The sequence below is a fragment of the Noviherbaspirillum album genome (genome assembly GCF_035916955.1).
Taxonomy (GTDB): domain Bacteria; phylum Pseudomonadota; class Gammaproteobacteria; order Burkholderiales; family Burkholderiaceae_D; genus Noviherbaspirillum; species Noviherbaspirillum album.
Genome location: NZ_JAWIIV010000002.1, coordinates 356704 through 369822 on the forward strand (window position 1 = coordinate 356704; position 13119 = coordinate 369822).

Annotated in this window: 16 protein-coding genes; 5 read left to right on the top strand and 11 right to left on the bottom strand. The window is 57.0% G+C overall.

The genetic code is table 11. The features are described 5' to 3' along the window. Positions 1-14: 14 nt before the first annotated feature. A complete protein-coding gene (locus RY831_RS04540) occupies positions 15-635 on the bottom strand; it encodes a hypothetical protein (protein WP_326505119.1) in 621 nt (206 codons plus the stop codon). 149 nt (positions 636-784) lie between these two features. Between RY831_RS04540 and RY831_RS04545 the strand changes: the two genes are divergently transcribed. After that, on the top strand, positions 785-1426 hold the full coding sequence (locus RY831_RS04545; protein WP_326505120.1) for a hypothetical protein: 642 nt from the start codon (positions 785-787) through the stop codon (positions 1424-1426). Continuing rightward, positions 1423-2103, top strand: a complete 681-nt coding sequence (locus tag RY831_RS04550; RefSeq protein WP_326505121.1) for a hypothetical protein — start codon at positions 1423-1425, stop codon at positions 2101-2103. Before RY831_RS04545 ends, RY831_RS04550 begins: the two co-directional genes overlap by 4 nt. Here RY831_RS04550 and RY831_RS04555 read toward each other — a convergent pair whose 3' ends face one another. Then, the gene (locus RY831_RS04555) at positions 2104-2289 is read right to left on the bottom strand and encodes a hypothetical protein (protein WP_326505122.1); all 186 of its coding nucleotides are present in this window, start codon (positions 2287-2289) and stop codon (positions 2104-2106) included. Between the two features lie 44 nt (positions 2290-2333). Here RY831_RS04555 and RY831_RS04560 point away from each other — a divergent pair, with 44 nt between their 5' ends. Genes RY831_RS04560 through RY831_RS04570 form a run of 3 tightly spaced genes read left to right on the top strand, consistent with a single transcriptional unit; the run spans position 2334 to position 6009 of the window. Beyond that, entirely contained in the window at positions 2334-3446 is a 1113-nt protein-coding gene (locus tag RY831_RS04560; RefSeq protein ID WP_326505123.1) for a hypothetical protein, read from the top strand. Positions 3447-3459: 13 nt separating this feature from the next. Further along, positions 3460-4452 (top strand): AAA family ATPase, encoded by a 993-nt coding sequence (locus RY831_RS04565; RefSeq protein WP_326505124.1) that lies wholly within the window; start codon positions 3460-3462, stop codon positions 4450-4452. A gap of 3 nt (positions 4453-4455) precedes the next feature. Then, on the top strand, positions 4456-6009 hold the full coding sequence (locus RY831_RS04570) for a hypothetical protein (RefSeq protein WP_326505125.1): 1554 nt from the start codon (positions 4456-4458) through the stop codon (positions 6007-6009). A 29-nt stretch (positions 6010-6038) separates the two neighbouring features. Here RY831_RS04570 and arsH read toward each other — a convergent pair whose 3' ends face one another. From arsH to RY831_RS04615, 9 genes are all read right to left on the bottom strand, one after another. Then, positions 6039-6800 carry an arsenical resistance protein ArsH gene (gene arsH / locus RY831_RS04575; protein ID WP_326505126.1) on the bottom strand — a complete coding sequence of 254 codons (762 nt, stop codon included), beginning with the start codon at positions 6798-6800 and terminating at the stop codon, positions 6039-6041. After that, entirely contained in the window at positions 6793-7224 is a 432-nt protein-coding gene (gene arsC, locus RY831_RS04580; protein WP_326505127.1) for an arsenate reductase (glutaredoxin), read from the bottom strand. Before arsC ends, arsH begins: the two co-directional genes overlap by 8 nt. A gap of 5 nt (positions 7225-7229) precedes the next feature. Then, positions 7230-8300 (bottom strand): ACR3 family arsenite efflux transporter, encoded by a 1071-nt coding sequence (gene arsB / locus RY831_RS04585; protein WP_326505128.1) that lies wholly within the window; start codon positions 8298-8300, stop codon positions 7230-7232. Between the two features lie 57 nt (positions 8301-8357). Continuing rightward, entirely contained in the window at positions 8358-8867 is a 510-nt protein-coding gene (locus tag RY831_RS04590; protein WP_326505129.1) for an arsenate reductase ArsC, read from the bottom strand. Between the two features lie 8 nt (positions 8868-8875). After that, on the bottom strand, positions 8876-9322 hold the full coding sequence (gene arsN2 / locus RY831_RS04595) for an arsenic resistance N-acetyltransferase ArsN2 (protein ID WP_326505130.1): 447 nt from the start codon (positions 9320-9322) through the stop codon (positions 8876-8878). 3 nt (positions 9323-9325) lie between these two features. Next, positions 9326-9850 (bottom strand): ArsI/CadI family heavy metal resistance metalloenzyme, encoded by a 525-nt coding sequence (locus RY831_RS04600; protein ID WP_326505131.1) that lies wholly within the window; start codon positions 9848-9850, stop codon positions 9326-9328. Beyond that, positions 9847-10185, bottom strand: coding sequence for an ArsR/SmtB family transcription factor (locus tag RY831_RS04605; protein WP_326505132.1), 339 nt, complete (start codon positions 10183-10185; stop codon positions 9847-9849). The genes RY831_RS04600 and RY831_RS04605 overlap by 4 nt, the downstream gene beginning before the upstream one ends. Positions 10186-10376: 191 nt before the next feature. Continuing rightward, positions 10377-10982, bottom strand: a complete 606-nt coding sequence (locus RY831_RS04610) for a redoxin domain-containing protein (RefSeq protein ID WP_326505133.1) — start codon at positions 10980-10982, stop codon at positions 10377-10379. A gap of 11 nt (positions 10983-10993) precedes the next feature. Beyond that, complete coding sequence (locus RY831_RS04615; RefSeq protein WP_326505134.1) at positions 10994-13042, bottom strand: protein-disulfide reductase DsbD family protein; 2049 nt, start codon at positions 13040-13042, stop codon at positions 10994-10996. Between the last annotated feature and the right edge of the window lie 77 nt (positions 13043-13119).

Below are 13119 nucleotides of genomic sequence, written 5' to 3' on the forward strand. Positions count from 1 at the left end.
CCCTGTGCAGTGTTTCACCCGGCGTTGTCGTTCAGCCGCACTACCGACTGAGCGTTCGACGTAGGGCTGTTTAGGATGGCAAGTATCTTTTGGAGTTCCGTAATTTCCTTCTGGGCTGTTGCAAGCTGCGTCCCTAAAGTTTCCGCACGTCCTGTCTCGGCCTTCCTGAACTCCTCCTGCGCGGTCGACCGGGCGTCGGCCGCAGTACGCTCTTGTACTGCAGTCCGCAGTTCATTCTGAAGACGATTTTGGCCTTCATTGAGCCGTGCGTTTTCCTTCTCAAGCTGGGCAGTCTTCCCTGTGAGCTCAGCACGCTCTGCAAGAAGCATGGCAAGTTCACCTCTGGCATGTGCGATTTCACCCTTCAATGCTGATATTTCCAAGTTCCGGTCAGACAGTTCGCCTGCGTGAGTCTGGTGGACCAATTCCACTTCGTCCGTCCGTGCACGACGCTCAGCGAGGAGGGCGGCGGCGTGCTCCTGACGCATGGCGTCCATGCGGGACTCCATTTCAGCGATCCGGTTGTTGAAGCGTGCTTCTTTCTCAGCAACGTCCCTCCGGACCTCCGCCAATTCGTTTTCGGCGCGGCGGCGGGCGTCGCCTTCATCCACGTCCGGTGAAGTAAAACTGCCCACGCACAACCTTCGCAAGTCGTTGAATTAGTTACCCGATACCATTTTGCCTTGGCACATTTACTTCATTAAAGTTGGAAGTAAATCTGTCAATTCCCGAATCTCTCTCCTACACTTCTTCCAGCCGTAGTAATCGGCTTGGAGTGGCGATAGTGACGAACCTGCGGTTCTCTAAAGCAATAAGCAACTTCAGCCCCTACAAAAGTCATCGCTACGATGTGTTTGGCCCGAAGGTGAACCGTAATCTCACCTTGTTCAGGCCAGCAGCGCTCAACACATGGCTTCAGCTGGAAGCCGATCCACTCGTTCTGTACTACTGCGAGCGTCCGGTTGCTATCCCCGACACTGCGCCCAAACGGGTCGTTGACTTTTGGGTTGCCTACTCCGCTCGAGAAGAGCTCTGGCTGCTCGAGCCCAACAAAGCGAACCCGCCATCGGACGAACGAGAAAGAACGTTGCCTGCCTTTTCTGCCTGGGCTACTTCGCAACGGCTGTTCGTCCGCCATGTCGAGCCCATGGATCGCTGCACACATATGCACTTCCTTGACAACTGGGGCCGCATCGTGCGCACGTTGTCAGCCAACCGCCGTTACCTGACGACGTCGCTGTTGAAGCGCGTGCTGGGCTGCATGGCCGAGCCACAATCGCTATCGTCCTTGATGGAGCTATGCCCAGACGAGGATCCCGTTCTGATTCAAACGGCTACGTTCAGTCTAATCCATACAGGAAGATTGCGTTGCGTTGACATTGACGCCCAGCCGTTGGGCCCTGCGTCCATGTTGGTGGGTGCATGAAAACGCATCCTTTCGGTAGAACCAGTTTCAGTCGCGACTCGTTCCCCGACGAGCTACGCGATCTGTCCGTCTGGCCATCGGTCGATGTCTCAGCACTAGGCGAAGCCGACAGAACCCGCTTTCTCTCACGCCGGCGGGCCATTGAGCTGTACATCGAGAACCCGCAAGTGCCCCTCGCCGACATCAATGTTGCCACTGGCATTGATCCAAAGACAGTCTACCGCCTTATCGATCGGTGCCTGACTACCCATTCCGACGGCCGTATTTACGGGATGCGCGCGGCCATTCCGTATGCCAGACTGAAGCAATACGAGCGAATGCACATGTTCAACAGCGATAATCAGCTGCACGGTCGGGGTCTGGCTGGTGCATTTTCCTTGTTGCTGCAGAAGCAACCCGTCTTGGAAAAACTGCTGCGTCGCTATATCAAGCAGCGCAGTCGTCACCACGGCAAGGCACGCCGTGCGCACAAGGCACTTGCCCGGATTCACAAAGCGTTTCTCGAAAAATGTCGCGCGGTTGGCATCGGACCGCACGAGTATCCATTCAGTCAAGCGATGGCTGGCCTGCGCTCGCTGGCCGCCTACTTGCAAAAAACGGAGAGCCGCGCACTCATCCCAATCCATGACGACCCAATGCCAGAGGGAACGCACTTCGACCCGCCGCTCGTGCCGTAGTCACCACCCGCAACCCGCGCATTCGAAGTTGTCGAGTTCGATGGCCACAAGATCGATCTGCGGTTGACTGTCCGGCTTATGGATCCACTCGGTTTCGAGACCATGCTGGAACTGACTCGCATCTGGATCCTGGTCTTGCTCGATGTTGCCAGCCGTGCCGTCATTGGCTACAAACTCGCCCTTCAAGGGAGTACAACAAGGACGACGTTGCTGGTGCTCTGCAGGCGGCGTTGACACCGTTTCAGCCGCGACATTACAAGATTCCGGGCCTAACCATACGTACCGGAGGCGGATTCCCGTCTGCAGTCCTCCCCCAAACGCGTTATGCATGCTGGGAATGGTTTCGCTTTGACGGAGCTAAATCACACCTTGCGGTTGATACGGTCACCCGCCTAAATCAGATTATTGGGTGCTGGCCTGACAATGGGGCAGCCGCCGAGCCGAACGAGCGTCCATTTGTCGAGCGTTTCTTTCATCTCCTTGCACGCAATTTTGCGCACCGCTTGCCCGGCACGACGGGAAGCAGTCCGGAATCAATTGAACGCTTGCTGAATGACCCGCACGGAAATATCAGCCTGCTTGTCGAACTTGAGGAACTTGAGGATATGGTGGAAGTACTGGTAGGCGACTACAACGGCACTTCCCACAGCGGCATCTCCAATCGGACGCCCCTTGAGGCGATGGCGCAGCTACTCGCGCGGGATACCGGCTATTTGCGTACGCTACCGCGAGTTGTTCAACAAAATCTTTGCCTACTACAAGAAGCGCGAATCAAACCTATCAAAGGCGACGATGTCTCCAACCGTCCGCATATCAATTTCCAAGAAGTACGCTATAGCAGCCCGATTTTGTCGAGCAGCTCCGCATTGATAGGTAAAAAGCTTCGCGTGTATTTTGATGTGCGCGACATCCGCACCGTGAAAGCCTTTTTTGAGGATGGTACTGAGCTTGGGATTCTGACCGCAGCCCGCCCGTGGTGCTACACGCCGCATTCGCTGCGCGTGCGGCAGGAGATTTTCCGACTCAAGCGGGCCGGCAAGCTTCAGTACCGGGACGGCGATGACCCCGTCGAGTGCTGGGCAAAATACAAACGTCAACAGGCAAGAACCAGCAAACGCGCAGCGACCGATTTGGCGAAGGCGAATTCGAATCGCAAGGCGCTAGCCAATGAAGGCGTGGCCACACCAGTCACGAAATCGCAATCAGACGCGGTATCGCCACCAGGCAAAGAGTTGCGCTCACAGAATGTGGTCCCCGCGGTGAAGAAACCGACCGAACCCGTGGCCGCTGCCGGACCGCCCCAAGCGCGAATACTGAAGATCAGGCGCACCATTACTTTCTAATCGGGAGGATACTTTGGCCGACACCTATCATCGTCCTGTGGCTCTTGACCGCCATCCTGTCGTCGAACAAAAGTACATCGTGCCGACTCCCTCCATCGAGGAAATGTACCTGCGCGTCAAAAAGCTGGTCCGTCTGCGCACCCCTGGCGGCATCGTCTTTGCTCATCCACGCTTTGGCAAGACCTATGGTGTGCGATACGTGATGCGCGTCTTGCATGAGGATTACCCGAAGGCGGTGATTCTCAGCTTTGGCTGTCAGAAAAAGAAATCAAAGTCGGACGATGCGTTTTTTTCATTGCTGCTGGAAGCAGTCGGCCACCCGGGCGCGCTCATGGGCAGTATTCCGAAGAAGCGGACCCGGCTCAATGAGCGGATCATGGAGTTGGTGAGTCGTTCCGGTTACAACTGGTTCATCATGTTCGCTGACGAGGCACAGCGACTGGACGTCATCGAGTATGAATGGCTTCGTGACGTCCACGATGAGCTCGAGCGGCATGGCATCCGGATGATTACGCTGCTTGTCGGGCAGCCGCAGCTACTGAATCAGAAAAGTGCATTTCGCCTGAGTCGTGAGACGCAGATCGTGTCGCGCTTCATGATTGACGAACTGCAGTTCCATGGCCTGTTGTCCGCGGATGACCTGGCCACTTGTCTGGCTGGCTATGACGAAGCACGCTTTCCCGTCAAGAGCGACTGGCCGTACACGCGCTTCTTCCTACCGGCCGCCTACAGCACAGGATTCCGGCTGGTCGACCAGGCGGCGGCCCTGTGGGATGCTTTTGAGGATGCCCATGATGATGCAGGGTTTTCCTATGATTTGGAAATTCCCATGCAGTACTTTGCCCGCTCGGTTGAAATTGCCTTGGGCGAAAGTGCAGAGCAGGATGACTACGGTTTCCGGATCACGCCCTCGACCTGGGAGCTGGCAATTAAAGAATCGAATTTTGTCGCGGCGCAGGAAGAGTTGCGGATGGTGATCAGTGATGATCTGGCGGCACAGGCCTGAGCGATGAAAGTGGCGCGCATCCTGGTCGACGAACCGCTGCATCTGGAGAAGAGTTGGTGTTGGCGCGAAGACTGGATACACGGTTTTGATTCCGTCTATGCTCTGCTCTCCAAGTTTGCGATGCTCAATGCGCTCAACGCATCGGAAATCGCCCAGATTTTCATTCGCAGGGACTGCGGCAAAAAGACCGCGATCGTCCGGTCGCCGGCCGTGGACCTACGTCACAGCGCGATGTTCGATCTGGCGCAGATGGCGCGATTGTTGCGCCTGCAGACACAGCACATCCAGCAAGCGTTCTTGCCAGAGCAGCTCGCAAACGGCCGGCGACGGTTCCGGGACATGCTTTGCTGGTGTCCGCAGTGTGCACGAACCGGCTTTCATTCACCAGCGTTTCAGTTGGAGCTGATACGCAGCTGCCCAGTTCACGGCAATCCCATCCGAACGTGTTGCCAGGCCTGCGGCGCATCCATTCCCTACCAGTTGCAAGCGGCGGTCTTTGCCCAGCCCTTCCGCTGTCCTGCATGCCATGCTGATTTTGCGCCAGCGCTGCGCGATCCCAAGGAACGCTTGCTGGCAGCGCTGCCGCCAATGACAAGCTGGATTTCCGATCTTGCTGCCCTGTGTGCATTTGAAGACCGCACCTTGCCAACTCGGCAGGACATCAATCGCCAGCGAATACGCGCCGGACTGGGCCCCGTTGTATTTGCCAGCAGCAATTGGCAGCGTTCTGCCGCCGACTATCCGGCCTTCATTGATAGCGTATGGCGTGCGTTAGGGGAACAACAGTGGACTTCACGACCGTCAGGGGCTCGCCCCGTCCTGACGGTTGAAACCAAGGGACCATCCGAGTTGCCTATTCGATGTAAGTCGCAGCGCAAACTCGTTCTTCTGCCTGCCATAGTCCGGAACAAAGTAGCGGCGTCCGCGACGAAAAAAGCATGGGATGAACGACTTCGTGCCGGCTACCTGGTCTATGGAGCGGTGCGTCGATACCTGTGGCGGCATGTTCTACGGGACCACCGGTGCTGTATAACGTCAGCGGGATACTGTCTTGACTGGCGCCTGGAAGGAGTCAGCACAGCAACCATTTGTCCTGTGGCGGAGGCATTCCTACGCTGGCGGATGCACTGGGAAGGCAACGGCACGCCATCTAGCCTGCTTGCTCCACAACAAGCTCAACCCTGGGGTTTGGCGAGATGGATGTCTGCTCATGCACCCATTTGCCCTTCGTGCTGGACGCGCGGTGCAGAACAATGGGTATCAAACCACGTACTGGGGCGGCACGCTATAGCGACACTGTGTAGCTTCATGGAGATAGCGCTGGCAAATCAGCAAGGCGGGCGCATTGCTTGGCATAGCGCTACTGTCAGCGCGCGCCATTTACCCTATTGGGCTATCACCGGACGAGACACCATGATCGCTCCAGTAAAGCTGTTCAGTGAATGCGGACGTGTACCGATATTGCTTGCGCTGATCGTGAAATTGCCAATGACAATAGAGCACAAACAACGACACCAGGATGCGTTACAGGGCATTCGCGACACTGCCATGGGATAGAGCGTCGCAACCACATCCGCTCACCTCAGCTACTCCAGCTCGTCTTTGGTCTCGTCGTGGCCAGTTTCGTGATCCATCGCAGCCGCTGCCAGGCTGGTGGCCAGTTCCGGAAAGGCTTCCTTGCGTTCACTGTACCGACTTGTCAGGTAGTCCGAGCGATCCCGCACAAGCAGGGTGAATTTAAAGAGCTCTTCCATTACGTCAACGAGGCGTTCATAGTACGAAGACGGTTTCATTCGGCCATTGTCATCGAATTCCTGATATGCCTTGGCCACCGATGATTGATTTGGTATGGTCACCATCCGCATCCACCGCCCAAGAACCCGCAACTGATTGACAGCATTGAAGGACTGGGAGCCACCTGAGACCTGCATGACCGCCAGAGTTCGGCCTTGCGTCGGACGAATACTTCCCATTTCCAGTGGCAGCCAATCGATCTGAGATTTGAAAACACCGGTCATTGCGCCGTGACGCTCCGGGCTACACCATACTTGCCCCTCCGACCAAGTGGAAAGGCTACGCAGTTCCTGCACCTTCGGATGGTCCGGTGCGCAGCTGTCCACCATGGGCAACCCGTGCGGATCGAAGATTCGGGTTTCAGCGCCGAAGTGCTGCAAAATCCGCTCCGCTTCCAGTGTCAGAAGGCGGCTGTACGACTTTTCGCGTAGCGAGCCGTACAGCAGGAGAATGCGTGGTGCGTGAGTCGACACCTGCGGCGCATCCAGCTTATCTTGAGCAGGGATGTCGACATGCGCAGCACTGATGTTAGGGAGATGCGACAGGTCAGCCATTTGCTTTGATCCTCCGGCCCTCAGCGTCGATAACAGCTTCCCCGTCTTCCTTGCTAAAGGAACCTTTCTGGGGCAGTGGAAGGATGTCCAGCACAACTTCAGATGGCCGGCACAACCGAACGCCAGTCGGAGTAACGACGAATGGACGATTGATGAGAATCGGGTTGGCCAACATGGCTTCCAGCAGTTGGTCATCGGTGAGATTGGGATTCTCCAAACCAAGTTCGGCGTACGGCGTACCTTTTTCCCGTAGGGCTTCGCGAACCGTCAGTCCAGCAGCTGCAATCATTTCGTCGAGGTCTTTTTTGTTCGGCGGGGTCTTCAGGTACTCGATGACCTGCGGTTCGACGCCGGTATTGCGGATGAGTGCGAGGGTATTGCGGGACGTGCCACAACTGGGATTGTGATAAATCTTGATGTCCATAGTGCTTATGCCTTTGCTTCGTACCAGCCCTGCGAACGATTGACGACACTAACGACGAGCAGCATCACGGGGACCTCGATTAGAACGCCGACAACGGTGGCCAGTGCGGCGCCGGACTGAAAGCCAAACAGGCTGATCGCGGTAGCGACGGCAAGTTCGAAAAAGTTGGACGCGCCGATGAGACTGGATGGCCCGGCGACGCAATGGGCAACGCCTAATTTCCGGTTGAGCAAATAGGCAAAGCCGGAGTTGAAGAACACTTGAATCAGGATGGGGACGGCCAAGATGGCGATCACCAACGGCTGCTCGGTGATCGCCTCGCCCTGGAATGCAAACAGCAGCACGAGGGTCAGCAGCAGCGCTGAAATCGAGAATGGGCCGAGTTTCCCGACGGCGCGCTCAAGATGTCCCGGTCCCTTTGCCAGCAACGCCTTACGGATCAGCTGGGCGAGAATGACTGGAACGATGATGTAAAGACCGACGGACGTGATCAACGTATCCCATGGCACAGTGATGGAAGACAGACCCAACAGCAATGCCACCAACGGGGCAAAGGCCACAATCATGATGGCGTCGTTCAACGCGACCTGGGACAGGGTGAAATACGGATCGCCCTTGCAGAGCTGACTCCAGACGAAAACCATGGCCGTGCATGGAGCGGCAGCCAGAAGAATGAGACCTGCAATGTAACTGTCCAGCTGATCGGCCGGAAGCCACGCGGCGAACACATGGCGGATGAACAGCCAACCGAGCAAGGCCATCGAGAACGGCTTCACCAGCCAGTTTATGGCGAGCGTGACACCGATACCACGCCATTGCCCTTTAACCTGCGATAGCGCAGCGAAGTCAATTTTGATGAGCATTGGAATGATCATTACCCAGATAAGTATCCCGACCGGAATATTCACTTGGGCGATCTCGAACTGTGCAATTCCCTGAAAGACCGCGGGCAATGCTTTGCCCAAGACAATGCCAGCAACGATGCAAAGGGTTACCCAGATGGTGAGGTAGCGCTCGAAGAATCCGATTGCCGGCGCAGCGCCGCCAGCAACAGCAGTAGAGTGAGTTGTTGTCATTATGGTCAAGGTAATGGAAAGTGCCGCGTCTTCTCTGAGACACGGCGGTCGAGCGAATCAAGCAGATGTCACAGGCGTATCGCCGATCTTCTTGATTTCCTGTTGGATCGCATGCTTCTCCAGCATGTTCAGCGGCAGGCTCACGAACGCGTTCATCCTGGCCATGATCTGCTTGAAAATCTTTTCAAATGCTTCCCGCTTGTCGTCATCCGAGCCTTCGACGGCTGCTGGATCCTCGAAACCCCAATGGGCAGTCGCTGGATGTCCAGGCCAGATCGGACAGACTTCCCCTGCGGCGTTGTCGCACACGGTAATGATAAAGTCCATATGCGGCGCGCCCGACACGGCAAACTCGTCCCAGCTCTTGCTACGCAGAGTGTCGATTGGGTAGTCGGTCTTCTTTACCTGCTCGATCGCAAAGGGGTTGACCTTGCCACCCGGTTTGCTACCGGCGCTGAAGCCCTGAAAGCGTCCGTGGCCCATAGTCGTGACGAGGGCTTCTGCCATGATGGAACGTGCGGAGTTGCCCGTGCAAAGGAACAGCACGTTGAAGGTCTTGTCAGTCATGATTGTCTTTAAGGTTGATGGTGGAGGTTCCGCCGCAAGCAGATCGCCTGTGACGGACATAAGCTGGAAAACTCAGTGGTTTTTTGTAATGTGGCCGGTGCTTCGCTGCGCGCGATGACGTCATACCCGCGCCGTTCGAAGAACCCGGCGGCCGTTGTGGTAAGCAGATAGAGGGTTGCTACGCCTGCTCCTCTTGCATGCTCCTCTGCAGCAGCGGCTAGCTGTGTGCCCAGCCCCGCGAACTGGTTTCCCGGCCGCACGGCGAGGGAACGCAAGAGTGCGTTGTCGCCGTATCGCTCCAACCCGACGACGCCATGAATGGAATATTCGTCTGCCGCGATCAGGAAATCAGCGAGATGGGCAACTGTCAGATCCTGATATGGCAGGTGAGCGCTCCCAAGAAGATCGCGGAGCGCCGGCAGATCTCGGGCGGTGGCAACTCGAAGCGAAGTCATGGTTCAGCAGCAAGCTCCGGAAGTCGTCTTCGGCGTAGTTGGCACGCAGCACGGTCCCTCTGTGGAAAGCTTGATGCGCGGCTTGGCAAGGGGAACGCAGCAGGCCTCAGTCTCCGTCGTCGAGGCCGCGTCTGGCGAGGACGTCTTGTTGGGCTCGCCAAACACCGGGATGTTATCGAGCGTGTGGAAGGTCTCCCACGCGATGCCCGATGGGTCATTTACCCAGTACTTGTCCGACTTGGCATAGCAGCATGCCACACCTTCTTCTTTTGTCACGCCGGGCCGCAGGGCACCGAGGCGACACTGCATTTCACTCAGTTCGCTGGCCGATTCCACCTGGATGCCAAGATGGTTCAGGCCAGTTTGTGCGCCTCGCTGAGAGATCGCAAAGTTCACTCGAGGGTCGTCGAGCATCCACTTTGCATAGTCCGTCTTGACGACAGTCGGTTCGGCCGCAAACATGCCGGTGTAGAACTGGATACTGGCGTCGAGATTGTCGACGGAGACATGTACGTGCAGGCGTTTCATGAGCAAGCTCCTTCTTCGGAACAGTTGGGAACACGAACGGGAGAACAAACATTGCCGCCGCAGCAGTTTTCGGTCAAAAATCCGAGCACACTATTCATCGCCTCAAAGTTGGCGGCGTAAATCAGCGAGCGCCCCTCGCGGGTCTGCGAGATGAGGCCGGCATGCAGCAGTTCCTTGAGATGGAAGGAGAGTAAGGAGGGGGCGATACCGACGCCATCGGCAATTTGGGTTGCAGGCAACCCGCCTGGACCGGCCTGGACGAGCAGCCGGAATACCGCCAGACGGGTTTCCTGAGCGAGTGCTGCGAGAGCAGCAACAACGTTCTTCACTTCCATTTCAATTATCCTTGAATTATTTTATTCAATGATAGTTGAAGTATCGAACAAAAGCAAGGCGGCTTTTAATGTGCTTACGTTGCAACAGAGAAAACACGGAGAACTAAATGCCTGTTGCAGTAGGTGTGGCACGCCTACTGGTCAGGTGACCACACACTGACGATGGCCTTTAAAGCATTACCTCCGTCGTACTACCACAACCCTGTCCAGCTGTATTTCACTGAACAGCCGTAGGCCTGCGTCACCGGCTTACTCACTGCTTTCCCAGCCAGCGACTCGTCGAGAGCCTGCACGACGTAGTTCGTCGCTGTCTTAATATCTGCCGGATTGGCAGTCGGCTTGCTATCAATCGCACCTGCATACACCAGCTTGCCTGATGGGTCGATGACGTACATATGCGGTGTCGCCTTGGCGCCATAGGTTTTGCCCATCGTGCCTTTCGCATCAACCAGGACCGAAGAAGGCGTCGCCTTGTGCGACTTCATCCAATTGCCCAATGCGGCCGCCTCTTCGGAGGTGCTTTCATAAGTGGTGTGCACGGAAAGCCAGACTACGCCTTTGTCGACGGCATACTTCTGAACTGCCGGCATGTTGCCGCTGTTGTAATGTTTTTGCACGAACGGGCAGCTCGGATTAAACCATTCCAGCACGACGTATTTGCCCTTGAACTGGGAAGACGATACCGTCTTCCCAGCGACGTCGGTCGCCGTGAACGATGGGGCTGTTTGTCCGACGACGGCTTGCGCTGATGCTGTACCAGCGGCGGCTAACATAAACGTTGCAACGATGGCTTTCATGAACATTTCCTTTATAGGGTATTGGTTTGCGGAATTGACTTGCTGAGAACTTCTAGCGTCTGGCGCACTTCCGCAACGCTGAGTAGTTCGGAGAGCAGCTTCGGCTTGTTTGAGCTTGGAGCGTAAAAGGCATACACCGGCACGCCGCTGCGTCCCAGGCGAGTCAGCTCCTGAGTAATTCTTTCGTCCCGGCGTGTCCAGTCGGCACGCAGAAGCAGCACGTTTTTCGCCGCAAACTCCTTCAGGAGCGCTTCGTCGGAAAGTGTGGTGCGTTTGTTGTACTGACAGGTGACACACCAGGCTGCGGTGAAATCAACGAATACCGGGCGGCCTTCCTGCCTTGCACGTTCTACTGCCTCTGTCGACCACGCATGCCAAGCCGAGGTGGTTGCCTCCTTTCCGGATACATCCGTCAACGGCTCGCTTTGCAGCGACGGCCACGCCCAGACCGAAACAGCAACCACCAGGGCGCCTGTGGTCCCCATCGATGCCAGCTTGTTCCAGTTGGTGCGCATTGGGATACCAGACATCCAAGCAGCAAACGCCACGGCGACTAGCAATGCCAGGATGGCGGCCACGCCATTGATGCCAATCTGCTGACCAAGAACCCAAATGAGCCAGACAACGGTGGCGAACATTGGGAACGCCATGAACGTCTTGAAGCGCGCCATCCAGGCGCCGGGGCGAGGCAAGAGGCGGGCGAGACGCGGAAACAGGCTGGCCGTCAGATAAGGCGCAGCCATGCCAAGGCCAAGCACGCCGAAGACGGCCATTGCCTGCGGCGTCGGCTGCGTCAAGGCCGCACCAAGAGCTACACCCATGAACGGCGCAGTACAGGGTGAGGCAATAAGCACCGTCAGCACGCCACTGAGGAAATCGTCGGCGACCGGATTGCGGGCACGCGCCGATGCAATGCCGCTTGGAAGCACGCTACCGAATTCGAACAGGCCGGCCAGATTCAAGCCGATCAGGCTAAACAACACAGCTAATGCCGCGACGAACATCGGCGATTGCAACTGAAATCCCCATCCCAACTGCTCGCCGCTGCCGCGCAAGGCCAGTAGCAAGCCCGCCAGAAGCAGGAACGACGTCACCACGCCGGCGGTATAAGCTAATCCGCCTGCAACGACTTTCCGCCTATCACCCGCATGCTGGGCAAAGCCAAGCACTTTGAGCGACAGAACCGGGAACACGCACGGCATGAGATTGAGGATAGCGCCGCCGAGAAAGGCAAATACCAGACTCAACAGCCAAGGTGTGGCGGGTGTACTGTCGGGAAGCGAATCGGCTGCAGGTGAAGCCTCCGATCCAGGCTGCGGCCATGGCCCCTTAACATCGAAACTCACGAGAATGCCGGATGACTGATGCCCAGCGGTCAACACGGCATGCATGGAAGCGGGGCTTTCGCTGCGCTGCGCTGACAACGGCAGACGCATCGCGAGTCGGTCCCCATTCCATTCAACTATGGGCGCAGCTGCGCTTTCAACGACCCCGGCTGTCTCCACAAACAGCTGCACCGGTTTCCCTTGCAGTGATGACGGTACGCCTTGCATAGCCACTACCAGCTTGTCGGCATCCACGTGAGCTTCGGCCCTCAATGTCGACACCGTTCGCGGTTGGTTCGCATGGGCTTGGGCGAACAGTGCCGCATGAGCGGTCATCGGCTGTGTCGGGAGCTCAAGCTTGAACTCGCCGTACTCAGGGATACAGACGTCTTTGCAGACTAGCCAGTCCGCGCGCAGCGACACGGGCAATGATGCCCCTGTAAAGCCGTCTGGTACCGTGACAGGTACCGCAAGCAATAGATCTCCCTCGTAGCCATAGTTCATGAGAGGGCCGAACGGCAATTGTTTGGGCGTCGGCCACGCGATTTCGCCAGCGACAAATCCGGCCGGCAGCGTCCACGTCAGGCTCGTTGCCAACCCTGAATCACCTGGATTTTTCCAATACGTATGCCAATGGGGCTGGTGCCGGATCCGCAGACCAAACCAAACAGGCTGGCCTGCGGCGATACCTTCGGGCGCATGCGCGACCAATTCAGCCCGAACGTGCTCAGTCATGACCTCCGCGGGTCGGGAATGCGCAAGCGTAGCGTAGAGTCCAAGCAGCAGAGTTAGGAAGACGCCCACAACCCAGG

Bases quoted from the DNA above. Each gene is read 5' to 3' on its own strand.
- RY831_RS04550 (WP_326505121.1), top strand. From the start codon at position 1,423: ATGAAAACGCATCCTTTCGGTAGAACCAGTTTCAGTCGCGACTCGTTC.
- RY831_RS04570 (WP_326505125.1), top strand. From the start codon at position 4,456: ATGAAAGTGGCGCGCATCCTGGTCGACGAACCGCTGCATCTGGAGAAG.
- arsH (WP_326505126.1), bottom strand. From the start codon at position 6,800: ATGGCTGACCTGTCGCATCTCCCTAACATCAGTGCTGCGCATGTCGAC.
- arsC (WP_326505127.1), bottom strand. From the start codon at position 7,224: ATGGACATCAAGATTTATCACAATCCCAGTTGTGGCACGTCCCGCAAT.
- arsB (WP_326505128.1), bottom strand. From the start codon at position 8,300: ATGACAACAACTCACTCTACTGCTGTTGCTGGCGGCGCTGCGCCGGCA.
- RY831_RS04590 (WP_326505129.1), bottom strand. From the start codon at position 8,867: ATGACTGACAAGACCTTCAACGTGCTGTTCCTTTGCACGGGCAACTCC.
- arsN2 (WP_326505130.1), bottom strand. From the start codon at position 9,322: ATGACTTCGCTTCGAGTTGCCACCGCCCGAGATCTGCCGGCGCTCCGC.
- RY831_RS04600 (WP_326505131.1), bottom strand. From the start codon at position 9,850: ATGAAACGCCTGCACGTACATGTCTCCGTCGACAATCTCGACGCCAGT.
- RY831_RS04605 (WP_326505132.1), bottom strand. From the start codon at position 10,185: ATGGAAGTGAAGAACGTTGTTGCTGCTCTCGCAGCACTCGCTCAGGAA.
- RY831_RS04610 (WP_326505133.1), bottom strand. From the start codon at position 10,982: ATGAAAGCCATCGTTGCAACGTTTATGTTAGCCGCCGCTGGTACAGCA.
- RY831_RS04615 (WP_326505134.1), bottom strand. From the start codon at position 13,042: ATGACTGAGCACGTTCGGGCTGAATTGGTCGCGCATGCGCCCGAAGGT.